This window comes from Pseudomonas sp. PvP100 (assembly GCF_017833055.1).
GTDB classification, from domain to species: Bacteria; Pseudomonadota; Gammaproteobacteria; order Pseudomonadales; family Pseudomonadaceae; genus Aquipseudomonas; species Aquipseudomonas syringae.
Genome location: NZ_JAFIBO010000001.1, coordinates 149,719 through 171,015 on the forward strand (window position 1 = coordinate 149,719; position 21,297 = coordinate 171,015).

Annotated in this window: 23 protein-coding genes and 1 tRNA gene; 15 read left to right on the top strand and 9 right to left on the bottom strand. The window is 55.0% G+C overall.

Annotation, left to right across the window (positions count from 1 at the left end; all coding sequences use genetic code 11):
- The first annotated feature begins 28 nt into the window (after positions 1-28).
- The 12 genes from ruvA to JOE39_RS00730 all read left to right on the top strand — a co-directional run bounded on the left by ruvA (position 29) and on the right by JOE39_RS00730 (position 8,863).
- On the top strand, positions 29-637 hold the full coding sequence (gene ruvA / locus JOE39_RS00675; RefSeq protein WP_003364731.1) for a Holliday junction branch migration protein RuvA: 609 nt from the start codon (positions 29-31) through the stop codon (positions 635-637).
- Positions 638-1,699 (top strand): Holliday junction branch migration DNA helicase RuvB, encoded by a 1,062-nt coding sequence (gene ruvB, locus JOE39_RS00680; RefSeq protein WP_024650274.1) that lies wholly within the window; start codon positions 638-640, stop codon positions 1,697-1,699.
- 134 nt (positions 1,700-1,833) lie between these two features.
- Positions 1,834-2,301 (top strand): tol-pal system-associated acyl-CoA thioesterase, encoded by a 468-nt coding sequence (ybgC, locus tag JOE39_RS00685; protein WP_003314364.1) that lies wholly within the window; start codon positions 1,834-1,836, stop codon positions 2,299-2,301.
- Positions 2,291-2,986 (top strand): protein TolQ, encoded by a 696-nt coding sequence (gene tolQ / locus JOE39_RS00690; RefSeq protein ID WP_002554655.1) that lies wholly within the window; start codon positions 2,291-2,293, stop codon positions 2,984-2,986. The genes ybgC and tolQ overlap by 11 nt, the downstream gene beginning before the upstream one ends.
- Before the next feature lie 23 nt (positions 2,987-3,009).
- Complete coding sequence (tolR, locus tag JOE39_RS00695) at positions 3,010-3,465, top strand: protein TolR (protein WP_161420636.1); 456 nt, start codon at positions 3,010-3,012, stop codon at positions 3,463-3,465.
- Positions 3,465-4,535: a cell envelope integrity protein TolA gene (tolA, locus tag JOE39_RS00700; RefSeq protein ID WP_003314366.1), complete on the top strand. Its 1,071-nt coding sequence runs from the start codon at positions 3,465-3,467 to the stop codon at positions 4,533-4,535. The genes tolR and tolA overlap by 1 nt, the downstream gene beginning before the upstream one ends.
- Positions 4,536-4,582: 47 nt before the next feature.
- The gene (tolB, locus tag JOE39_RS00705) at positions 4,583-5,833 is read left to right on the top strand and encodes a Tol-Pal system beta propeller repeat protein TolB (RefSeq protein WP_210434907.1); all 1,251 of its coding nucleotides are present in this window, start codon (positions 4,583-4,585) and stop codon (positions 5,831-5,833) included.
- A gap of 52 nt (positions 5,834-5,885) precedes the next feature.
- Complete coding sequence (gene pal / locus JOE39_RS00710) at positions 5,886-6,389, top strand: peptidoglycan-associated lipoprotein Pal (RefSeq protein WP_003314369.1); 504 nt, start codon at positions 5,886-5,888, stop codon at positions 6,387-6,389.
- 6 nt (positions 6,390-6,395) lie between these two features.
- On the top strand, positions 6,396-7,214 hold the full coding sequence (ybgF, locus tag JOE39_RS00715; protein WP_004418664.1) for a tol-pal system protein YbgF: 819 nt from the start codon (positions 6,396-6,398) through the stop codon (positions 7,212-7,214).
- 171 nt (positions 7,215-7,385) lie between these two features.
- On the top strand, positions 7,386-8,033 hold the full coding sequence (gene queE / locus JOE39_RS00720; protein ID WP_210078037.1) for a 7-carboxy-7-deazaguanine synthase QueE: 648 nt from the start codon (positions 7,386-7,388) through the stop codon (positions 8,031-8,033).
- A gap of 1 nt (position 8,034) precedes the next feature.
- The gene (gene queC / locus JOE39_RS00725; protein ID WP_024692506.1) at positions 8,035-8,724 is read left to right on the top strand and encodes a 7-cyano-7-deazaguanine synthase QueC; all 690 of its coding nucleotides are present in this window, start codon (positions 8,035-8,037) and stop codon (positions 8,722-8,724) included.
- A 63-nt stretch (positions 8,725-8,787) separates the two neighbouring features.
- Positions 8,788-8,863 (top strand) — tRNA-Lys (locus JOE39_RS00730).
- A gap of 407 nt (positions 8,864-9,270) precedes the next feature.
- Here the strand turns inward: JOE39_RS00730 and JOE39_RS00735 are convergent.
- From JOE39_RS00735 to JOE39_RS00745, 3 genes are all read right to left on the bottom strand, one after another.
- Complete coding sequence (locus tag JOE39_RS00735; RefSeq protein ID WP_058443961.1) at positions 9,271-10,692, bottom strand: site-specific integrase; 1,422 nt, start codon at positions 10,690-10,692, stop codon at positions 9,271-9,273.
- Complete coding sequence (gene mobH, locus JOE39_RS00740; RefSeq protein ID WP_058443962.1) at positions 10,689-12,599, bottom strand: MobH family relaxase; 1,911 nt, start codon at positions 12,597-12,599, stop codon at positions 10,689-10,691. The genes JOE39_RS00735 and mobH overlap by 4 nt, the downstream gene beginning before the upstream one ends.
- Positions 12,600-13,014: 415 nt before the next feature.
- On the bottom strand, positions 13,015-13,707 hold the full coding sequence (locus JOE39_RS00745; RefSeq protein ID WP_058443963.1) for an SOS response-associated peptidase family protein: 693 nt from the start codon (positions 13,705-13,707) through the stop codon (positions 13,015-13,017).
- A 112-nt stretch (positions 13,708-13,819) separates the two neighbouring features.
- On the opposite strand from JOE39_RS00745, the gene JOE39_RS00750 reads away from it, so the two are divergent.
- Both JOE39_RS00750 and umuC read left to right on the top strand, forming a co-directional pair.
- Positions 13,820-14,254 carry a S24 family peptidase gene (locus JOE39_RS00750; protein WP_044311809.1) on the top strand — a complete coding sequence of 145 codons (435 nt, stop codon included), beginning with the start codon at positions 13,820-13,822 and terminating at the stop codon, positions 14,252-14,254.
- Positions 14,241-15,521 (top strand): translesion error-prone DNA polymerase V subunit UmuC, encoded by a 1,281-nt coding sequence (gene umuC / locus JOE39_RS00755; RefSeq protein WP_058443964.1) that lies wholly within the window; start codon positions 14,241-14,243, stop codon positions 15,519-15,521. Before JOE39_RS00750 ends, umuC begins: the two co-directional genes overlap by 14 nt.
- A gap of 202 nt (positions 15,522-15,723) precedes the next feature.
- Here umuC and JOE39_RS00760 read toward each other — a convergent pair whose 3' ends face one another.
- The 4 genes from JOE39_RS00760 to JOE39_RS00775 form a co-directional block, all read right to left on the bottom strand.
- The gene (locus JOE39_RS00760; RefSeq protein ID WP_235592811.1) at positions 15,724-16,191 is read right to left on the bottom strand and encodes a hypothetical protein; all 468 of its coding nucleotides are present in this window, start codon (positions 16,189-16,191) and stop codon (positions 15,724-15,726) included.
- Between the two features lie 103 nt (positions 16,192-16,294).
- Entirely contained in the window at positions 16,295-16,816 is a 522-nt protein-coding gene (locus JOE39_RS00765) for a hypothetical protein (protein ID WP_058443966.1), read from the bottom strand.
- 165 nt (positions 16,817-16,981) lie between these two features.
- A complete protein-coding gene (locus JOE39_RS00770; protein WP_058443968.1) occupies positions 16,982-17,677 on the bottom strand; it encodes a DUF1963 domain-containing protein in 696 nt (231 codons plus the stop codon).
- A gap of 74 nt (positions 17,678-17,751) precedes the next feature.
- Positions 17,752-18,552 (bottom strand): GNAT family N-acetyltransferase, encoded by an 801-nt coding sequence (locus JOE39_RS00775; protein ID WP_058443970.1) that lies wholly within the window; start codon positions 18,550-18,552, stop codon positions 17,752-17,754.
- A gap of 403 nt (positions 18,553-18,955) precedes the next feature.
- On the opposite strand from JOE39_RS00775, the gene JOE39_RS00780 reads away from it, so the two are divergent.
- A complete protein-coding gene (locus tag JOE39_RS00780; protein WP_044312025.1) occupies positions 18,956-19,336 on the top strand; it encodes a DUF3742 family protein in 381 nt (126 codons plus the stop codon).
- 51 nt (positions 19,337-19,387) lie between these two features.
- Here JOE39_RS00780 and JOE39_RS00785 read toward each other — a convergent pair whose 3' ends face one another.
- Entirely contained in the window at positions 19,388-20,926 is a 1,539-nt protein-coding gene (locus tag JOE39_RS00785) for a conjugal transfer protein TraG N-terminal domain-containing protein (RefSeq protein ID WP_058443972.1), read from the bottom strand.
- Entirely contained in the window at positions 20,923-21,297 is a 375-nt protein-coding gene (locus JOE39_RS00790) for a hypothetical protein (RefSeq protein WP_058443974.1), read from the bottom strand. The genes JOE39_RS00785 and JOE39_RS00790 overlap by 4 nt, the downstream gene beginning before the upstream one ends.

The window sequence follows — 21,297 nt, forward strand, 5'->3', positions numbered from 1 at the left end:
CGACAGGCAACACGAAAGGATCTGAAACGTGATTGGACGTTTACGCGGCTCTCTCGCCGAAAAGCAGCCTCCGCATCTGGTGCTGGATGTCAACGGCGTCGGCTATGAGGTGGAAGTGCCGATGACCACCCTGTACCGGTTGCCGCATGTCGGCGAGACGGTGACGTTGCACACCCACCTGGTGGTCCGTGAGGACGCGCACCTTTTGTACGGCTTCTACGAAAAGCGCGAGCGCGAGCTGTTTCGTGAGCTGATCCGGCTCAATGGCGTCGGCCCCAAGCTGGCACTGGCGCTGATGTCCGGTCTGGAAGTCGATGAGCTGGTGCGTTGCGTGCAGGCGCAGGACACGTCGGCGCTGACGCGCATTCCCGGCGTGGGCAAGAAGACCGCCGAGCGTCTGCTGGTCGAGCTCAAGGATCGTTTCAAGGCCTGGGAGTCCTTGCCAGGCACCTTTACGCTGGTTTCCAATGGCCCCAATCAGGCTGAGCCTGTAGCGTCGGCAGAATCCGATGCGGTCAGCGCACTGATTTCGCTGGGCTACAAACCTCAGGAGGCGAGCAAGGCTGTCTCCGCCATCAAGGAAAAAGATTTGAGCAGTGCGGATCTGATTCGCCGTGCGTTGAAGGGGATGGGTTAAGTGATAGACGCCGACCGCCTGATAACCGCCACGGGTGGCCGTGATCGTGATGAACAGATGGACCGCGCGATTCGGCCACTGAGCCTCGCGGACTATATCGGCCAGCCGACCGTGCGCGAGCAGATGGAGTTGTTCATCCAGGCTGCCCGTGGTCGCAGCGAAGCGCTGGACCACACGCTGATCTTCGGTCCGCCCGGCCTGGGCAAGACCACGCTCGCCAATATCATCGCCCAGGAAATGGGCGTGTCGATCAAGAGTACGTCCGGCCCGGTCCTCGAGCGGCCTGGCGATCTGGCAGCGATCCTGACCAATCTCGAACCCAATGACGTGCTGTTCATCGACGAGATCCATCGTCTGTCGCCAATCGTCGAGGAAGTGCTGTACCCGGCAATGGAAGACTTCCAGCTCGACATCATGATCGGTGAGGGTCCGGCAGCGCGTTCGATCAAGCTTGATCTGCCGCCGTTCACGCTGGTCGGCGCGACCACTCGTGCCGGCATGCTGACCAATCCGTTGCGCGACCGTTTCGGCATCGTGCAGCGACTCGAGTTTTACAACATCGCCGATCTTTCGACGATTGTCTCGCGCTCGGCAGGCATTCTGGGTTTGGTCATTGAGCCGCAGGGCGCTTTCGAGATTGCCAGGCGCGCCCGTGGCACGCCGCGTATCGCCAACCGCCTGTTGCGTCGCGTACGGGATTTTGCCGAGGTTCGTGGCAATGGGCAGATTACCCGGCAGACAGCCGACAAGGCCCTCAACCTGCTGGACGTCGACGAGCACGGCTTCGATCATCAGGACAGGCGTTTGCTGCTGACCATGATCGAGAAGTTCGACGGTGGTCCGGTGGGCGTGGACAGCCTGGCGGCGGCCATCAGCGAGGAGCGTCATACAATCGAAGACGTACTCGAGCCCTATTTGATCCAGCAAGGCTATATCATGCGCACACCTCGCGGGCGTGTGGTGACCCGGCATGCTTATCTGCATTTCGGCCTGAATATCCCGTCGAGGATGGGCGAGATACCGGTACCGGACGATTTTGGCGATGGGCCTGTGGATTTATAGCGATGGCTTGCAATTTATTTGCGGTCTCTGTGGTCACATTGCCAGTCCTGCCGCCGATACCTGTAACTAAGTGGCAAAACGTTGAAAAACAGTTGCCTGACCCGATTGGCAACCTGAGGAGTAAGCTCTAGAGTATGCGCGCGCAAAACGGGGTTCAGTCGTTCGCACATCGCTGTCGCGTTTATTACGAGGACACCGATGCCGGCGGCATCGTCTACTACGTCAATTATCTGAAATTCATGGAGCGGGCTCGTACCGAGCGGCTACGGGAATTGGGTTTTGCCCAATCCGAACTGGCGCAGGAAAACCTTTTATTTGTCGTGCACTCCAGTGAGGCTCGTTATCACAAGCCGGCGCGGCTGGATGACGAGCTGCTCGTCAGTGCAGAAGTAACCGAATTGAATCGCGTCAGCCTGCGCTTTAAACAGCAGATCAGGCGGGCGTCGGATGCAACGCTGCTCTGTGAAGGGCAGTTTCTGGTGGCGTGTGTACGCGCCGATAGTTTTAAACCCCGGGCCATTCCCGAAGCTCTGCGAGCGGCCTTCGCCGACCAGGGCGGCGCGGGCATACATTCAGAGCAGGAGATAAAGCGTGGAAGCTAACGTCGTCGACCATTCCTCCATGTGGAGTTTGGTCAGCAATGCCAGCATTGTTGTTCAGTTGGTAATGCTGATTCTGGTAGCTGCTTCGGTCACTTCGTGGATCGTGATTTTTCAGCGCAGCAATATGCTGCGCGCAGGTCGACGTGCATTGGACAGCTTTGAAGAGCGTTTCTGGTCGGGTATCGATCTGTCCAAACTGTACCGTCAGGCGGGCAGCAATCCCGATCCGGACTCGGGCGTCGAGCAGATCTTCCGTGCCGGTTTCAAGGAGTTCTCGCGTCTGCGTCAGCAGTCCGGCGTCGATCCTGATGCGGTCATGGAAGGTGTGGCGCGCGCCATGCGTGTTGCCATATCCCGCGAGGAAGAGAAACTCGAAGCCGGTCTGCCGTATCTGGCGACCGTCGGTTCTACCAGTCCTTATGTCGGTCTGTTCGGTACTGTCTGGGGGATCATGAACTCCTTCCGCGGTCTGGCGACTGCGCAGCAGGCAACGCTGGCTACCGTGGCACCGGGCATTGCCGAAGCACTGATTGCAACGGCCATCGGCCTGTTTGCAGCCATTCCGGCCGTTATTGCCTACAACCGTTTCGCCGCGCGCAGTGAGACCTTGATCAGCCGTTATTACACGTTTGCTGACGAGTTCCAGGCCATCCTGCACCGTAAAGTGCACACCAGCGAAGAGTGAGCAGGTAATTCCCCATGGCTTTAATCGCTCGAGATCGTCGCAGAAAACGCAAGCCGGTCGCCGAAATGAACGTAGTGCCCTACATCGACGTGATGCTGGTGTTGCTCGTGATTTTCATGGTCACGGCTCCCATGATCAACCAGGGCGTGAAAGTCGACTTGCCCAAGGTCTCCAGCGAGGCTTTGCCGCAAGACAACAACAATCAGGTCCTGACCATTTCGATCAAGGCTGACAAGACCTATTACTGGAACCTTGGCAGCGAAGTCGATACCGACAAGCAGATGGACAAGGCAATGACCCTGCCACAGCTGACCGCCGCAGTGACCAAGATCGTCGCCGCCGGTCGTGACGCAGGCAAGCAGACGCAGGTTTTCATTCGTGGTGACAAGACCGTCGATTACGGCTCGGTCATGGGCACGATGGGCGGGCTGCAGAAGGCTGGGGTCGGGAATGTTGGCTTGATTACCGAGGCACCCTGATGCAGCCGATTCGAGAGCCGTCCGCCTCGGAAAGCTACTTCTGGCCCAGTGTCTGGGCCGTGGCATTGCATATTCTGATTTTCGGCATGCTGTTCGTCAGCTTTGCCATGACTCCGGATTTGCCCGAAGCCAAGCCTATCGTTCAGGCAACGCTCTATCAGCTCAAGTCCAAGAGCCAGGCCACTACCCAGACCAACCAGAAGATTGCCGGTGAGGCGAAGAAAACCGCTGCGCGACAAACAGAAGTCGAACAGCTGGAGCAGAAAAAGATCGAGCAGCAAAAACAGGAAGCTGTAAAAGCTGCGGAACAAAAGAAAGAAGAGTCTGCTCAAAAAGCCGAAGAGCAGAAAGCTGCCGACGAAGCCAAAAAGGCCGAACAGAAAGCAGAGGAGGCCAAAAAGGCTGACGATGCCAAGAAAGCCGATGAAGCCAAGAAGGTCGCCGACGCCAAAAAGCTTGAAGATAAGCAACAGGCTGATATAGCCAAGAAAAAGGCCGAAGAAGAGGCGAAGAAAAAAGCCGAAGAAGACGCCAAGAAAGCTGCTGCCGAGGAAGCCAAGAAACAGGCTGCTGATGAGGCCAAGAAAAAGGCCGCAGAAGACGCCAAGAAAAAGGCTGCCGAGGACGCGAAGAAAAAAGCCGCTGCCGATTCCGCCAAGAAGGCGCAGGAAGCAGCTCGTAAATCCGCTGAAGACAAGAAGGCGCAGGCACTGGCCGATTTGCTGTCCGACAAACCGGAGCGGCAACAGGCTTTGGCTGACGAGCGGGGCGATGAAACGGCTGGCAGTTTTGATGACCTGATTCGTGTCAGGGCTTCCGAAGGCTGGAGTCGTCCACCATCGGCACGTAACAACATGTCGGTAACGTTGCAGATCGGGATGTTGCCCGACGGTACGATTGCCTCTGTATCGATTGCCAAATCCAGTGGCGATGGACCGTTTGACAGCTCTGCGGTTGCTGCGGTGAAGAACATTGGACGTTTGACAGAAATGCAGGGTCTGAAGCCGGCTGACTTCGCGCCCTATCGTTCATTCAAGATGACATTCACACCTGGAGATCTAGCCTTGTGATCAACCTTTTTCGAGGACTGCTGGTCGTTCTCTGTTTCGCATCCGCAATGGTGTCGGCAGAAGAAAAGAACATTCTGGTCACCAGCGGCAGTGACCGTGCAGCGCCCATCGCTGTTGTGCCTTTCGGATGGCAGGGCGGTAACGTCCTGCCTGAGGACATGGCCGAAATCATAAGCAACGATCTGCGCAACTCCGGCTACTACGCGCCGATCCCGAAGCAGAACATGATCAGCTTGCCGACCCAGGCCAGTGAAGTCATTTTCCGTGACTGGAAAGCGCTGGGTGCCCAGTACGTCATGGTCGGCAACATCACGCCTGCCGGCGGACGTCTGCAGATCCAGTACGCACTGTTCAACGTGGCCACCGAGCAGCAAGTGCTGACCGGCAACGTGTCGGGTACCAATGATCAGCTGCGCGACATGGCGCACTACATTGCAGACCAGTCGTTCGAGAAGCTCACCGGTATCAAGGGTGCGTTTTCCACTCGTATGCTTTACGTGACGGCCGAACGCTTCTCGGAGAACAACACGCGTTACACCCTGCAGCGTTCGGATTACGACGGTGCTCGTGCGGTAACCCTGTTGCAATCCCGTGAGCCAATCCTGTCGCCGCGTTTTGCGCCGGACGGCAAGCGTATTGCGTATGTCTCGTTCGAACAGAAGCGTCCACGCATCTTTGTTCAGCACATCGACACCGGTCGTCGCGAACAGATCACCAACTTCGAAGGCCTGAACGGCGCGCCTGCCTGGTCGCCGGATGGCAGCAAGCTGGCGTTCGTGCTGTCCAAGGATGGCAACCCGGAGATCTATGTGATCAATCTGGCGTCGCGTCAATTGAGCCGCGTCACCAACGATTCTTCGATTGATACTGAACCTTTCTTCGGCAAGGACGGGTCTACGCTATACTTCACGTCGGACCGTGGCGGCAAGCCACAGATCTACAAGACCAATATCAATGGCGGCGGTGCCGAACGCGTAACGTTCGTGGGTAACTACAACGCCAACCCGAAATTGTCAGCCGATGAAAAGACGCTGGTAATGATTCACCGGCAGGACGGCTTCACTAATTTCAAGGTAGCAGTGCAGGATTTGGCCCGCGGTAGCGTAAAAATCCTCACAGATAGCAACCTTGATGAGTCGCCTACTGTTGCGCCCAACGGCACCATGGTAATCTACGCCACCCGCCAGCAGGGCCGGGGAGTCTTGATGCTCGTGTCCATTAACGGACGCGTAAGGCTCCCGCTTCCTACCGCTCAAGGCGAAGTCAGAGAACCTTCCTGGTCCCCTTACCTGAACTGACGCGGCGCTACACGATTTGCTTAACACACTGGGGTTCATTAGGAGTTTCAAGATGGAAATGCTGAAGTTTGGTAAATTTGCTGCGCTGGCTCTGGCCATGGCTGTAGCTGTAGGTTGCTCGTCCAAAGGCGGCGACAATGCCGGTGCAGGCGGTGCTGCTGTTGATCCTAACGCTGGTTACGGCGCCAACTCGGGTGCTGTTGACGGCTCCCTGAGCGAAGAAGCTGCTCTGCGCGCAATCACCACCTTCTACTTCGAATACGACAGTTCGGACCTGAAGCCAGAAGCCATGCGCTCCCTGGACGTGCACGCCAAAGACCTGAAAGCTAACGGCGCTCGCGTTGTTCTGGAAGGCAACACCGACGAACGTGGTACTCGCGAGTACAACATGGCACTGGGCGAGCGTCGTGCGAAAGCCGTTCAGCGCTACCTGGTACTGCAAGGTGTTTCCCCAGCTCAGCTGGAACTGGTTTCCTACGGCGAAGAGCGTCCAGTTGCTACCGGCAACGACGAGCAGTCCTGGGCTCAAAACCGTCGCGTCGAACTGCGTAAGTAATTTGACATGCGAACGTGCCGACGTGCTCTAACCGTTTTGGCCCTCGCCCTTCCGCTTTCAGCGTTGGGTGCGGCACCTGTGGTCGATAACAATTCTGGCTCTGGCAGCAGCAGTTATCCGCCAGCGGGTTATGGCACGTCCGGCGCCTATGCCGGGGGAGGGGTTACGGCCCCTGCCTCGGCACAAGGTCAGCTGTTCATGCAGCTGCAGCAAATGCAGGACGAAATCGCGCGTTTGCGCGGTGTTGTCGAGGTCCAGCAAAATGACATCCAGCGCATGAAGCAGGAAGCTCTGGAGCGTTATCAGGAACTCGATCAACGTATAGCCAGTGGCGCAGCCGCTCCGGCTACCAATAATTCCCAACCTGCTGGTGGCGCTATCGACGCCGGCGGGACGCCTTCGGCCTCAGCGGCTCAGCAGGCACCGGCAGCAGGCACCGAGCCTCCTGATCCGGCGAAGGAAAAGCTTTATTACGAAGCAGCCTTCGATTTGATCAAGGCAAAGGATTTCGACAAGGCTAGTCAGGCCTTCACCGCTTTCCTGCGCAAATACCCAAACAGCTCTTATGCGGGCAACGCCCAATACTGGCTGGGTGAAGTAAACCTGGCCAAAGGCGACCTTCAGGGCGCTGGTCAGGCGTTCGCCAAAGTCAGTCAGCAGTATCCGAAGCATGCCAAGGTGCCTGATTCGCTGTACAAGCTGGCTGATGTCGAACGCCGTCTGGGTCATACCGATAAGGTAAAAGGCATATTGCAGCAGGTCGTTGCCCAGTATCCGGGCACTTCAGCTGCACAATTGGCGCAACGAGATCTCCAGCGCCTTTGATGTTCTGACCCGCTGATCAAGAAAGCCGCGCTAGTCGCGGCTTTTTTCGTTAGAATCTCGCACCCGAAATTCCGGTACACCTTACGCTTTTCTGGATTCCGCGATTGCCGAGTCCCTTGAAGTGCCTGACGGAGGCGGACGGCCTGTTTAGCTGTTACGCCCGTGGCTGATATGCAAGACACATTACGCATCACCGAAATCTTTCACTCGTTGCAGGGTGAAACCCGTACGGCTGGCCTGCCCACCGTATTCGTTCGCCTTACCGGCTGCCCTTTGCGCTGTCAGTACTGCGACAGTGCCTACGCGTTCAGCGGCGGCACCATTCAGACGCTGGACGACATTCTTGGGCAAGTGGCCTCCTATCGCCCTCGCTACGTCTGCGTCACCGGCGGCGAGCCGCTCGCCCAGCCCAATGCCATTGCGTTGCTGAAGCGTCTTTGCGACGCGGGCTATGAAGTGTCTCTGGAGACCAGTGGTGCTTTGGATATCTCGGCGGTGGATCCTCGTGTCAGTCGCGTAGTCGACCTCAAGAGCCCAGGGTCAAAAGAAGTCTCGCGTAACCGCTACGAGAACATGGAGCTGCTGACGGCCAACGATCAGGTCAAATTCGTGATCTGCTCGCGTGAAGATTACGACTGGGCCGTTTCCAAGCTGATTCAGTACGGCCTCGATCGTCGTGCGGGCGAAGTTCTGTTCTCGGCCAGTCACCACGAGCTCAAGGGTCGCGATCTGGCGGACTGGATCGTGGCTGACAACCTGCCGGTACGCCTGCAGATGCAGTTGCATAAAATTCTTTGGGATGACGAGCCGGGGCGCTGATATGAGTGAATTGACCAAGACTGAAAAAAGAGCCGTGATCCTCCTGTCTGGTGGCCTGGACTCTGCGACCGTCGTAGCCATGGCACGCGCCGAGGGTTACGTCTGTTACACCATGAGCTTCGATTACGGCCAGCGTCATCGCGCCGAACTGGATGCCGCTGCACGCATTGCTGGTGATCTCGGTGCCGTGGAGCACAAGGTCATCGGCCTGAACCTCAACGGTATTGGCGGCTCGGCATTGACCGACAGCTCCATTGCGGTGCCTGAGTCGCCTTCTGAAGGCATTCCGGTCACCTACGTACCGGCACGCAACACCGTCTTCCTCTCACTCGCCCTGGGCTGGGCAGAGGTCCTGGGGGCGCGGGATATCTTCATTGGCGTCAATGCCGTGGATTACTCCGGCTACCCGGATTGCCGTCCCGAGTTTGTCGAGTCATTCGAGCGCATGGCCAATCTGGCTACCAAGGCCGGTGTGGAAGGGCAGGGCTTCACCATCAGGGCGCCGCTGCAGAATTTGAGCAAGTCGGACATCGTCAAGGCAGGCACCGCGTTGGGGGTCGATTACTCGCTGACGGTCTCCTGCTACCAGGCTGACGACCACGGCCGTGCCTGTGGCAAATGCGACAGCTGTCGCTTGCGCGCAGAGGGCTTTACTGCCGCCGGTATCGCAGACCCGACTCGTTATTTTTAAAGTTTTTTAAAAAAGGTGTTGAATTACTGATAAAAATCAGTAGTATACGCGCCACACAACAGAGGGTCGTTAGCTCAGTTGGTAGAGCAGTTGGCTTTTAACCAATTGGTCGTAGGTTCGAATCCCACACGACCCACCATTTCGAAAATCTGGAAGGCCCATGAAAATGCGGATTTCCAGATTTTTTTTTGCCTTGCAGATTATCCGGCCTGAGGTGGGGTAGCTGATTGGGCTTCCGTCACGGCATTGAGGCAACGATCTGTAAGGCAGCTGGCTAGTCTTTCGAAGCTGAAGGCAGGCGATACCGTTTGAGCGCGATGCGCACCCAGACAAGCAGCCGTCTGTCGCGAAACATAGCGCCGGCAAGCCGTGATGTCAAATTGCAAGGCGGAGTGCAGCTTCAGAGCTACTGGAGGCCACGCATATTTTTTCATCCTGACGCAGTGCGTGGCTGTTATCGGCTATCTTGCACGTTTACTGAAACTGAATACATGCTCTGGCGAGCGCTCATGATGATGGCATTTAGGGATCCGCCGCACCGTCGACTCACTTTACAGATCCACTGCTCCAAGGGATCCTGTAATAGCCGTCGGGCGATTGAATAGATGCCTTGCCTTCGCTGATTGTGCCTATGTCTTCTCCGGCTGCAATCTGAACAACCATCTCGCCAGCAGCATTTTCCCTGATCCAGCGAGCAATATCCTCCAATTCGCCGAACTCATATTCCATCTCCGGTGCGTCCGATATCAAACTCAATGCCTGCGCTTTGGCCTCGTTTGAGGTGACGGGCTCGCTATGAACAGAAACTGGTGTGGATTTTAATACATTGACCAAAGGTGCGGTCGACATCAGTTCGAGACGCTCCGCTACAGGGGGATTGGAGGCCGTATCGTCGGCTTTTTTGGCCTCACTCGATTCGGTCGTCGCCGGTTGCAGCTCTGTCCCGGATACCAAGCTCACCCCCGGTACTGCGCTGCCAGCCGCAGGGCCTGAACTTTTGGGGATTATCGGTCTAACTAGATAATTGATTTTGGCCTGTTGTTGACCTCTTTCATTCATAACTTCTCGCATCAGATCGTAGTCTGGTTCTATGTACTCCATCGTCGTTGCTATATTTGAATGATTCAGCAGATTCTTTGTGATGTGAATATTGCGCTCTGGCTGCCTCATCAGTTCGCTGGCTATCGTGTGCCTGAAGCGGTGCGGTGTCATGCGCGTGCCAGTCATATTGGTCAGCTTTTTGTACATGGCCTCCACCTGATCAGAGTTCATATGCTCCCGCTTGTAATGACCAGAGAATCTGTTGATATTGAAAACCTGGTCAGTACTAGAAAAGCCAACCTTCTTGGCTGTGTCCATCACCAGCACTAGATGCGGCATCAGTCCATCAGGTATCGGAATCATAAACTCCCGGTGCGTTTTCTCTGTTTCTCCCCTCACTCTTATCAGTCTCTGTCCCAGATCTACGTTTTGGTACCTTAAGCACAGCAACGCGTTGAGTCTTATGCCTGTGTAATAGAAGGTTTCAAACACTGCCAGCCAGAACCATGCCGGAGTGATCTCTGATCGTTTTCCAGTCGATAGTTCCTCTTGTACGAGAAACCTTAGCCAGTTGCGTGCCCGAACAATGACGTCGTTGCCAATCGTCTTCTTCGGACGTTTGGTAGGCATGACACGGGTATCCTTTAGCGGATTCACTTTCAGCTCGACAAGCCCGTGCTCCATTGCGTACCTGTACACCGTACGCAGATGGCTTGAGTAAGTATTCCAGCTCCGCTTGGAGATCCGTGCCAGTTCTGATCGGCGCCATTCGAGCATGTCTCGATGAGTGGTTTCGCAGGCTAGGCATTCGCCAAAAAAGTTCACGTACGCTTTTGTAGCCGCTCTGTAAATCTTTACTGTGTCAGGACGAAGGTCATGGGTGAGGATGTACTCCTGGGTCAGTTCCGGAAGCGTCATCGGTTTCATTCAGATGTGTCCTTGTCTACCAATTCTGCCAAGCTGATGACCGGGTTGTCATAGGGCACCTCGCTGAAAACGTCGGTAGGCTCTATGAGCAGATAGCCCCGCAGTTGCTTGCTTTTTCGTGGTCCTTTGACCAGGCATGTCCAGATGTTCAGGCCTGCGCCAGTCTTGCGATGTTTTTTCAGTTTCTCAAAAGAACGCTGAACGACCTGCCAAGCTTCCAGATCCCGCTCTTTAGCCTCACGCTCTATGTCTGGGTGCTCAAGTGCGTAACGTTTGAATATGTCCGGGCTAACCAGGAACGCAGTGCCATCCACGGTATGCACACGAGCCTTGGCGTCATTGATGATGATCCTGTGGGAGATCACGCCCCCCTTCAGCCAGGTGAGGAAATTCAAGCCGTGGCTTGAGCTACCTTCCGGCGAGACTTTTGCCGGCTCTTCGACCGGAGCTTTGTCGTTCGTTGCCTTGATACCCACTAGCTGCCGAGGTTGGCTAAGACTGGTAGCTGCCGGAGGAGGGGGCAAAAAGGGAATCTGATCATCATCGTCTAACGGCTCGGGTGCTGGTTGAGTCGGTGCTGTCGCTACCGGGTCGGGGAACAGATCGAGCAGCTCGTCCAGTGCATCAAAATCTTTTGCTGCAGCAGGCGCTTGCTTAGGTGTCGGGGGCGCTGCTGATACTGCAGGCGTATTTTTGCTGTTCACGGGTTGAGACTCTTCGCCTCCAGCAGGAGCTGGCTCGTTTTCATCTGCCGCTGGTGCAGATTCCACTGTCAGAGTGCCGGTATAGGTCTCAGGCCTATCAGTGGTGTTCGGCCAAATCAGCGCCGGCGCTATTTTCAGTACCGTGAACGTGTTCTTCCAGCCGCGACCATTGTCGATGCTGGCCTTCCAAATGGCTTTTCCCTCTCCGTTGGGCTGAATGATCGCCTGATCCTGGAGCAGGTTGAACATCGGGGCGTTGGATGAGGGGATGTGTTCGATACCCTGAGACAGTAGAAGAGCTCTGAGCTGATCTACGGCCGGCTTGCTGACAAGCCACAAGCCTTCCTGGGTCAGCCATCCGTCTGAGGGACCGTCGGGCTGGTTCAACTTGAATTTATCCGCAATGAGCATTCTCAGGCCTTCAGCCAGCTGCCGTTGGATAGACTGCTTGGGCGCTGACATAGCTCGGCCTGGATTGCCTCCGAGTTCCTGTGCCACGGAAGCCTGGTCAGCTTGGGAGACAATTTCACCAAGGATATCGGCATGCTCATATTGACCTGCGAACGCGAACACGAGTTGAGACCAGAGCTCGGGAAACCCGCTGAGCCAGTCCAATGCCTTCGCCGGAATCACATTGGAGTAGATCAGCGACGAAGCGGCTCCATGCAACCGATAGTCTCGACCTTTCACGTACTTGAATCGGTATGGCTGATCCAGAGGCCCGTGCCATGGATGCCAGATAGTGCCATCTGCGAGTTCAACCTTGACGTCTACCGCAATCTTGCCCAGGTCGTGGACGAGCGCACCATAGGCGGATGCTGCAGACCATGCTTCTGACTGGGCCGCCTGCGACTCGGGCGGTGCTCCGATGGGGAGCAGATACATTTGCCGTATCTTCAGCGCGTAGGCGACGATCTCAAGACCGTGATCCAGCATGCCACCATGATATGCATGGTGATGATTCTCAGAGGCAGGGAGATGCTGCACCAAGGCTGCGTAGCTCTTGAATGCCTGCATGTAAAGCGTCTCGAACTGCTCACGGGGCAGAGAGGTCCGCTGCCAGATGTTTTCAATCAACTGGCGCCGTCGGGAAGTCGACAGCAACGCGTCGGGAGATTCTGGTTTGAAAAAGCCTGCAGCAGTATTGGACGAGATCGGAGACACTTTTCTTCGCGTGAAGAAACTAAGCATGTAGGCACCCATGATGAAGTCATTGGTGGGCCTTTTGCTTTATATGGCTCAGCGTGACAAGTCGAAACCTATATCCATCCTGGAAAGGTTATATACACAAGCTGTCACTTGATTGGTTGGGATCCAAACAGTGCCAGTAATCGGATGTTGCCACGCTTGCGTCGAAAAATGTAGTCTCCAAGTACCTGTTAAGTAACATTTTTTTGAAATACATTTTTATGGAGGCCGCTTTCGAACCCTTTCGTCATCCATTTCCGGCGGACTCGCCGGCCTTTTCGGGTAAGGCACTTACCCTTATTCCCCCATTCCATTCAAACCCTTCGCTTTGCCATTTGCTTCAGTCCATTTCGCCCTTTCGGTGCGGACTACAGGGGGCAGACGAATACGGACAGCCGTTGGTCGGGTCGAAGTCAAAGGCGTGGGGCAGTCAAAGCTCAACGGGCTGGATGAGCTCCGGTCCTTGATTCCGCACGTTCCCCACTGCGCGATCAACCGGGAACCATTCAAAATCGTCAACAATCCTGCAGTGCTCTTTTGCCAAAGCTTCGGCTTTCTGCGGTGTAGTTTCGGAATCAAGCCATGCCCGCGCATCTTCTGCCGTCAGTACCACCGGGCGGCGATCATGAATGTCGACCATTCCCGAGTCGCTTGCCGACGTGATGATGACAAACCCGTCGCCATCATGGGGCTCAAGCCCTCTGTGGACCTGAGCCAATGCCGCGAAGAACATAGGCTTTTTACTCTTGAGACGGATGAAGTAGGGCTGCTTTTTCTTGGGGTCATCCGGGTCCTTCACCCATTCAAACCAACCGTTCGCTGGGGCAACTGCCCGTCCGGTAGGCCAGAGCTCTTTGAAGAACTTTCCCGTCATTACGGTTTCGACTCGAGCGTTGATTGGGGCTGGTCGCTTGTCTTTCGCCCAGAAAGGCTCCCACCCCCAACGAACCTTGTCGACACTCAGACCCTCCTCGGTGGGACGGATGATCTCAACCCGAGTGCTAGGAGCCACGTTGTAGCGCTCTATGGGCAGGAGGTCGTACCCATTGATCACGATCTGCTCTGGTGCAAGCTCCTTGAGGTAGTGGTCCATGGATTCGTAGATCGAGTAGCGTCCGCACATGATGTCGCCCCTAATGTCACTCGTCGAAAATGCCTTTCAGTACGATTGACCGCGCGCGGGCCGAAGAGTTAACTGTATATCTATACAGATAACTTATCGAAAGGTCTTCATCATGAGCGTAGTCATTCTTGGTCCGTTGTCTGAAGGGGGTATCAAGCTACCGCTCTACTCATTTCAGGTGCCAGCTGGGTTTGCTTCTCCCGCTGTCGATTACATCGAGAAGCACGTGTCCCTGGACGAGCTGGCCGAGGTACGGGCACCGCATGTGTATCTGGCGAAAATTCTCGGAGACAGCATGATTGGGGCAGGTATTTTTGATAAGGATCTGATCGTCGTAGACCGCAGCCGCACTGCCGAGCATGGTGAGATTGTCGTTGCAGCCCTCAATAATTCGGACCCTATTTGCAAGCGGCTCTTCATGATGGATGGGGTTGTCAAACTTCAATCCGAAAATAGTGCCTACCCGTCCAAGCACATCCTTGAGGGTGACAACCTCGTCATCTGGGGCGTAGTGAACTACAGCATGCGCCGTCATGGAAAAGCGTGAGCCCATTTTCGCGCTTATCGATTGCAACTGCTTCTATGCCAGCTGCGAGCGTGTTTTTCGTCCAGATCTGGAGAAGACGCCCATCGTGGTACTCAGCAATAACGACGGTTGTGTCATCGCTCGAAGTTACGATGCCAAGCCGTTTGTAAAAATGGGGGCTCCCTATTTTCAGATCAAAGAGGTGTTGCGCCGCAACGGCATAAAGGTGTTCAGCAGCAACTACGCGCTCTATGGCGACATGAGCGAGCGTGTCATGTCGATCATCGAGTCGATGGTGCCAGCCTCCGAGGTCTACAGCATCGATGAGGCGTTTGCAGACCTAACCGGGGTCCCTGGCGATCTCACAGCGTTCGGTCGACGCATCCGGGCGAACATTCTCAAATGCACTGGCATTCCTGTGGGTGTTGGCATCGGTCCTACGAAAACGCTAGCCAAGCTGGCCAATCATACTGCGAAGAGACTGCTATCCCATACAGGCGGTGTCGTAGACATTTGCGACCTGCATAACCGCAACTGGGTACTGCGTAATACGGCGGTCTCAGAGGTCTGGGGGGTAGGGAAGAAGATGAATGCCCACCTGGAGGCTATGAACATCCGCACCGCAATGGACCTTACAACCGCCGACCCGCGTACTCTGCGCGACCGGTTCAGCGTGGTCATTGAAAAGACCGCACGTGAGCTGGCAGGTACTTCGTGCCTGGAGCTGGGCGAAGCTGCACCACCCAAGCAGGAGATCTGTTGCAGCCGAATGTTCGGCAAACGGCTAACCACCATTCAGCCTATCAAAGAGGCGGTGGCCACCTACACTCAGCGTGCGGCCGAGAAGCTCCGTTCTCAAAACTCGCTGTGCAAGAAGATCCGCGTCAGCATCCGTACCGGCATGTTCAATCCGGAAGAAGCCAAGTACGCCAACGGCGCTTTGGTTGAATTGCCATACCCCACCAACGACGTGCGCTTGATGACCAGGGCGGCGACTGAGGCAGTGAATAGTTTGTTTCGACCAGGGTTCAAGTACAGCAAAGCTGAGGTTCTGTTGCTGGATCTGAGACAGCCTGGCGAATTTACGGATGACATGTTCGCAGCTTCGCAGCCGGCATCTTCAGAGAAGGTGATGGGAGTCCTGGACGAGATCAATACACGCTGGGGCAGAGGGACTTTACGAGCTGGGAGTGTTCCTTCCAATCCGGAGTGGGCTATGCGTCGCGTACTGATGAGTCAAAGTTATACGACCAGGCTCGATCAGCTGTGGGAGGTGAAAAGTCTCTAGTAGCTCTGTAACGTGCGTAATCGCATGGACTTGACCACCCATTTGCATTCGACTTGACCAATTGTTTGCATCGGATCTGACCCGCGCAATGGGCGCGCCTTGACCGGCAGGAGTCGACCCAAAGCGGACACCAGTTGCTGGAAGCAGTCGGCCCAAAGCGGCTTCAGATCAACAATGGGATTTCAGCTTCTGCGATTCACACCTACAAGCCGCATAGAATTTCGCGTCTCATCTGGAGAGCAATTGCTGCGAAGCCCTTTCCAGTGCCACGCTTGCGGGGCGCGTAGTCTTGATTAGCAGAAACATCCTCCCACTGAATCACCGATTCCACGTACCTATGAGAGCTATCGGTTTCAATTTCAAACTCTAGGAACCGCTCTGTGTGAGTGAGCAAAAGACCATAAAGGCTTGGCATTCCGGGAAAGTCGACTTCAAGGTCGAGTACGACGGTTTCTGACCATATAATGCCTTTTGACTCGCCATAGTTTTTTAAGGCGAGTGGAATACCTCTGGCCAACCAAACTTTGGCGGTTAGCATGAGCCTGTGGGCCACAAGAGCATTTTGCTCTTGCACGTTCACTTGCCGCTTTTTTAACAGACGGTCAATGTCCACTTCAATCTCCCCTAAAATGGTCGCTTCCAGAATGGCGATGACCTGCCAAACGCGCAACGACTCAGGCGATTCCCATCTCCACGCTGCTACCCAGTCCGCGCGCGGCGTAGCGAGGTCCCAATGTCGTTACCGAAAGACGCCTTTCGACCCAAAGCTTTCATCAAATTGAGGTAACGAAGCGCGTTTCGAGGCCCACGTTTACTGGCGGTAGGGCATTAATCAACACGACGGCATCGTCGCCTTGGTTAAGGTAAATCAAGAAGTCACCAGTCTCGAACGTAACTCTGAATCCGGCCAACCAAGGCTCGTGTCCGCTGAAAGAGTCAAGAATTCCCTCGACTGCGCAAATTTTTGTGTTCCCAAGGTGCGTTGCTGATAAACCTGCGAGCAGGTTCTCCCTTTTCCAAGAGCAGGTCGCGTTCGGCTCTATCTCGAAAGCCGTTGGCGTATCGGACGGCAACCAGTCCGCGCCTACTCTCTCGCCGTCACTCAAGAGATACATTGATAAAACTTCTCGCTCGCCAAAATGCCACTCTAGAGAACCTATGTCTCCCAGTTCTTTCTCGTCGTTGAAATAATACTGGTCGTGCAGCAGCTCGCTCAGGCGCTTTCCCAAAAGCGAGCGTGCGTTTTGAAGGTCTTGTACAGCCCTTGATGGGGACGGAGAGTAGCGGCCAGACATCGTGTATCTCATACAGGTGGGAAGAGTGGCAGATACTACACAAACGCCATCACGTCTGCTTTTGGCCGGTTTCTGCCTATGCTGGCGGCGGGAGGGATACCGTCGCTATGCGACCCATAGCTGCCATCACTGACCTCATCGCCTAAGGGAACTGCTTACCTGCCTTTAGTAAAAATCATAATAAAGCGCCCACTTCCCCGTTTCGACATGCTTCCAGAACATCAGGCTGCCGCTGTCGATTACGTTCAGGTTGATCTTCGCATCCGACGAAATCTGGAACACAAATTTGAAGCCTTCACCGGGATCAACCCCTGATTGGCAAAACGAGGGGTAGCCGCCGATTTTATGTTCGTAGGTGTGGGTGATAAGGTCGTAATAGCTTTGTATCGCGCCCTTGCTTTCCAGCTTCAATATCTCTTGCTCAAGGTCCGCCGGGACACCACCGCCATCCCACAGCGGAAAGTCCTCCGCCACCAACTCTGCGTTTAGTGGGAAGGGTTTGAGGAACGACCCTTCCACGGGCAATGCCTTGCGTACCAACACGTCCTCTGGCCCATATTCACGGATGACCCAGTTTTGTCCCATCGGCTCAAAATGCTCGGGAAACGGGTTTGAAATAAACACCGTCAGTACACTGATTCCTGTCAGTAACGGGCTGGTAAAGGGCAGGCTGGGCAGATAGAACTGTGCATAGGGAAGCATCGGTTGCCCGGCTTGATTGGTCGGTACATCTTCATCAGGACGAAACAGAAAGATGCGACCTAGCCAGCTTTCTTCGTCAGTACCGGCAGGGCGGAAGCCACCGGCGCTGAACTTTACAGCGGGACGGGCCAAGAGCTGCTTTATTTGCTGAATTTCCATGGCGGTATAAAGCTCCTTTGCGACTCAGGCGTTCTGTACCGGGCCTCACAGAGGGCTTCGGCCAAGAGCAGACTTCAGCTATCTACCAGGCGATATAGCGCTTGAGCGTGGGATGTCGCTAGCCCTGTAAGCTGCAAATTTCGGCGACTTTGCGAGCTGGGAAGCGCGGTTGCGGCGATCACAAGACTGCCGTGTTTTTTTGCTTGCTCTATCCGATGAGATATCAGGGCTCCATGGTAGCCTTGGCCTCGTGCATTTTTTCGGGTGGCAGCCGTCCCTAGGTAGGCAACTCCATTGCAGGCCAAGTACATCAACGCTCCTGACACGACCTTTCCATCAACTTTAAGGACGTAGATTTTCAGACGATCATTTGACATCAGTCCTGCGAACGAAGCCTGGCTCAACTGAAGATGCTCTGGCTTGGTATGAAATCCACTCGCATGCACGGCTGCGAACTCAGGAAGCGTTTGTGAGGTGGCTTCTTCGATTTCGAATGAGTGGTGATTCAAGACCACATTTTCGATGGTGCACGCGAGTTGCAGATGCGTCCACCCCCTCAGACGCTCCAGCCGCTTCTCACCCACCAAAGCGTACTGTTCCAAAGTCGAGGCCTTTCCGATAAGAGGCGTTACTGTCGAATAGGCTGCTGATTCCTTGAGCAAGCTCAATAGTGACTTGGGGCTGTCGGTACTATCGCCGTAGATGCGATTGAGCATCGGGCTAGGTGATGCCTTCACCTGAAAGCATGGAAAAGCTTCGTTGAAAAACACACGAGCACCAAAAGGGTTTCCACTTATCCGAGACAAACTCTCGACGCGGGCACACAAATACTCGCTTTCTGCGGCCTCAATCGCATGAGCCATTCCGACATTCATGTGCAAGTCCTTATTGCGTGATGTCCAAAAGGGTAACGGCAAATTCAACAATACACACCTCCAAACCCACTGCTGGTAGAAAACCTGCTCCGGTGTCCCTTTGAGATCGATAACTGCCTGTCGCGAAGGGCTGCAATCGACCCAAAGCGGACGTTATCCGCAGGCAGAAATTGGCGGAAATCTCCAGTAAAGTTAGGGATCAAGGCGCGGATGCACTTGGATTACTGTGACAGTATTTCATTCGAAAACACTGTCGAACCGAACATCTGAACGGTTTGTATCAGTTGGTCGGCTATTCGCCGGGAGGTTGATTTCTAAGGGGAAGTAGGTTGAATATAAGATGGGATAGGTCTATAAATGATGTCAGAACGATATGTTCTATGACTGGTTCAAGGGGTGGGCTATGACCACAAACGCTGGCAAAAACGGTAGTGCTGCAATGCGCGTAGGGCATGTGCTCGGCCGAGGCGTGGGTGGGATTCTTCATACTGAAAAAGCTATATGGACCACATTGGTTCGAGCCGGTGTACCTAATGCAATCTTGACTCCAGTAAAGTGGGCCGCTCGCGCTTCAGCAATGGTGCTCACTGTAGGATTCGCAGCATGGGGGCTTCTTTACGCCGCAGGATTGCTTGCAATGGTGTCTGTTGCATTCGCTTTGCTCTCTGGCAGTAGAGGATCTATCTCAGGGTCCGGATCCTTGCAGACGAAGTCTTCCAACGCTGAGCTGCAGGATGGGTATGAAGGGTGCGGTCTATACGTAGACGATGTCCGCGTAGATTGATCCCGGTGTTGATCATTGGACCTGATCAACACCAGTCTCACGTCCAAGATTTTAAATCCTTCCCTTCGCGATTCCAATTGCGACATCAGCGCCTTTACCTCCTGCATCTTTAGCCCCGTTGGTGCCGATGGTAAGTCCTGTCATGAGTGAACCAAGTTGCATCCCGCTCCAGCCCAGCGCGACTACCCAAAACCCCGGAAGTGCTATAAACATTGCGCCCATCACAAAGTCCAGCAGTAAGTCTCCTTGGGCATTGCTGGCCCCAAACACTGGGTCAAAATTGGAGTGGGGGACGTTGCTGCCGATCCCGTTTCCATAAAGGGCGTCTAGAATCGTGCTGTCCACCCAGCGGGCCAGCTGGAACCAGAAGTCGACAAAGATCAAAGCGAACGCCGCAAAAGTAATCGTCATCACGACCTTCAGATCAAACATTCCGATTACCATGACAAATGGAATGCTGATGATGAGAGCCATCTTTAGGAAGGCCATCACCATGGGCGCTGCTTGCCTTACACTGTCCATGGCTGGATACATCACAAGAGATCCTGCTGCCTGACCAGCTGTAGCTGCAAGGCGTGTGAAGTCATTTAGCACAGAGCCACCGACTTGACCGCCATAGTCTGAATAAACCTGACCCTGGGTCAGTTGCTGCTTCCTCGGAGAGACCAGATCCCGGATGACCGAGTCGCTCACTTCGGTCTGGGTCATGAATTTTGCCCACTGAGCAAGCTTGCTCAGCAGATCTGGACTGACCTGTTCCAGCAGCCTGGTTCTGAGCCCGACGCTTTCATCCGACCACCATTGAGTGCATGTAGGAAACCCACCACCACCAGTGGTTTGTGGCAGGCCCGCGTCCCGGGTTGCGTCATAGGGCCATTTGGTTCGGGGAGTGTGTGACCTGAACCCAGAGAAACCATCGCTGTAATAGCCGGATGTTTGCAGAAAGAAGTGCGAACCGATCCAGTTGACGTCGTTGAGTTGATCATTGCTGAGGGTAGGCTGGGTCATGAACAGCTTTGCGCGCGCACGTGCGTAGCAATTGTTCGTGAAGTCAGCGACCTCCTGGGCAAGCAGCGGGTCGTTAATACGAGCCTTGTTGACGTCCATCCGGACCTGTTGCAAGTCCACTCCACAGGGAATAGCTGCAACTGAGGCTGCAGTTGCTGCCTTGGACATCGCATGCACAAATAGCCACCAGACGGGCACGGTGGCGCTTTTGCCGTTCAGCGTACTGAAGGAGGTTTCCCAGCCTGTGTCAGCTGGATTAGGTATCGAGTATTGGCATTGATCAGAGCGGCTTCGGTCGAACTGGATGGTATCGATGCTGACGTTCACCAGAGGCATGCAAGCCAGGATGATGACTAGGATTGCCGTGTAGAACCGGTTTTCTACTCGGGCCAACGAGAGGACGCCCTTGTTGCCCTCATCAGCTCCCTCACCGCGGGCTCTGAGCCATTCGCTGATGACAATGGCGGCAAAGGGGGCTGCGAAGAGTCCGCTGTCCTCGATCATGTTCCAGATGCCGCCGTTGATGAGCCATCCGACCAGCGTCAGGTAATACTCAAGGTAGTCATTCGTGTGCAAGATCATGGCAGGTCAACTCCCGCTACATTGGCGGCGCGCCGAAGCTCGAAAAGGAGGATGACGAAGATGGCCATGACCTCGCAGCGACGAAGTCCCGAGGGGAATAGATTAGTGTCTAATGCTCGCTGTTTAAGGGTGCGCCTTAGCATGTACCAGCCGAGCCCTATCGCCGCATAAAGCGACAGCCGCCAGGCCAGCATGTAGTTGTAGTGCGCTTTTTGCCATTCCCTGAACTGCTCAATATCTCCAAAGAAATGTACGATGGCTGTCATGAAAATCACAGCCAGAACAATGGTCAGCAAGACCGGCCAGGTGAACGACACTAGCGCCTTTGCGCCCCTACGTAGCCATCCCTTGGCAACCGGCAATGAACTCAT

Bases quoted from the DNA above. Each gene is read 5' to 3' on its own strand.
- tolA (WP_003314366.1), top strand. From the start codon at position 3,465: ATGCAGCCGATTCGAGAGCCGTCCGCCTCGGAAAGCTACTTCTGGCCC.
- mobH (WP_058443962.1), bottom strand. From the start codon at position 12,599: ATGGGTGCCTACATGCTTAGTTTCTTCACGCGAAGAAAAGTGTCTCCG.
- ybgC (WP_003314364.1), top strand. From the start codon at position 1,834: ATGCGCGCGCAAAACGGGGTTCAGTCGTTCGCACATCGCTGTCGCGTT.
- JOE39_RS00790 (WP_058443974.1), bottom strand. From the start codon at position 21,297: ATGAGTTCATTGCCGGTTGCCAAGGGATGGCTACGTAGGGGCGCAAAG.
- queE (WP_210078037.1), top strand. From the start codon at position 7,386: ATGCAAGACACATTACGCATCACCGAAATCTTTCACTCGTTGCAGGGT.
- pal (WP_003314369.1), top strand. From the start codon at position 5,886: ATGGAAATGCTGAAGTTTGGTAAATTTGCTGCGCTGGCTCTGGCCATG.
- JOE39_RS00765 (WP_058443966.1), bottom strand. From the start codon at position 16,816: ATGTCTGGCCGCTACTCTCCGTCCCCATCAAGGGCTGTACAAGACCTT.
- queC (WP_024692506.1), top strand. From the start codon at position 8,035: ATGAGTGAATTGACCAAGACTGAAAAAAGAGCCGTGATCCTCCTGTCT.
- ybgF (WP_004418664.1), top strand. From the start codon at position 6,396: ATGCGAACGTGCCGACGTGCTCTAACCGTTTTGGCCCTCGCCCTTCCG.
- tolB (WP_210434907.1), top strand. From the start codon at position 4,583: ATGGTGTCGGCAGAAGAAAAGAACATTCTGGTCACCAGCGGCAGTGAC.
- JOE39_RS00785 (WP_058443972.1), bottom strand. From the start codon at position 20,926: ATGATCTTGCACACGAATGACTACCTTGAGTATTACCTGACGCTGGTC.
- JOE39_RS00770 (WP_058443968.1), bottom strand. From the start codon at position 17,677: ATGGAAATTCAGCAAATAAAGCAGCTCTTGGCCCGTCCCGCTGTAAAG.
- JOE39_RS00735 (WP_058443961.1), bottom strand. From the start codon at position 10,692: ATGAAACCGATGACGCTTCCGGAACTGACCCAGGAGTACATCCTCACC.
- umuC (WP_058443964.1), top strand. From the start codon at position 14,241: ATGGAAAAGCGTGAGCCCATTTTCGCGCTTATCGATTGCAACTGCTTC.
- JOE39_RS00745 (WP_058443963.1), bottom strand. From the start codon at position 13,707: ATGTGCGGACGCTACTCGATCTACGAATCCATGGACCACTACCTCAAG.
- JOE39_RS00750 (WP_044311809.1), top strand. From the start codon at position 13,820: ATGAGCGTAGTCATTCTTGGTCCGTTGTCTGAAGGGGGTATCAAGCTA.
- JOE39_RS00775 (WP_058443970.1), bottom strand. From the start codon at position 18,552: ATGAATGTCGGAATGGCTCATGCGATTGAGGCCGCAGAAAGCGAGTAT.
- JOE39_RS00780 (WP_044312025.1), top strand. From the start codon at position 18,956: ATGACCACAAACGCTGGCAAAAACGGTAGTGCTGCAATGCGCGTAGGG.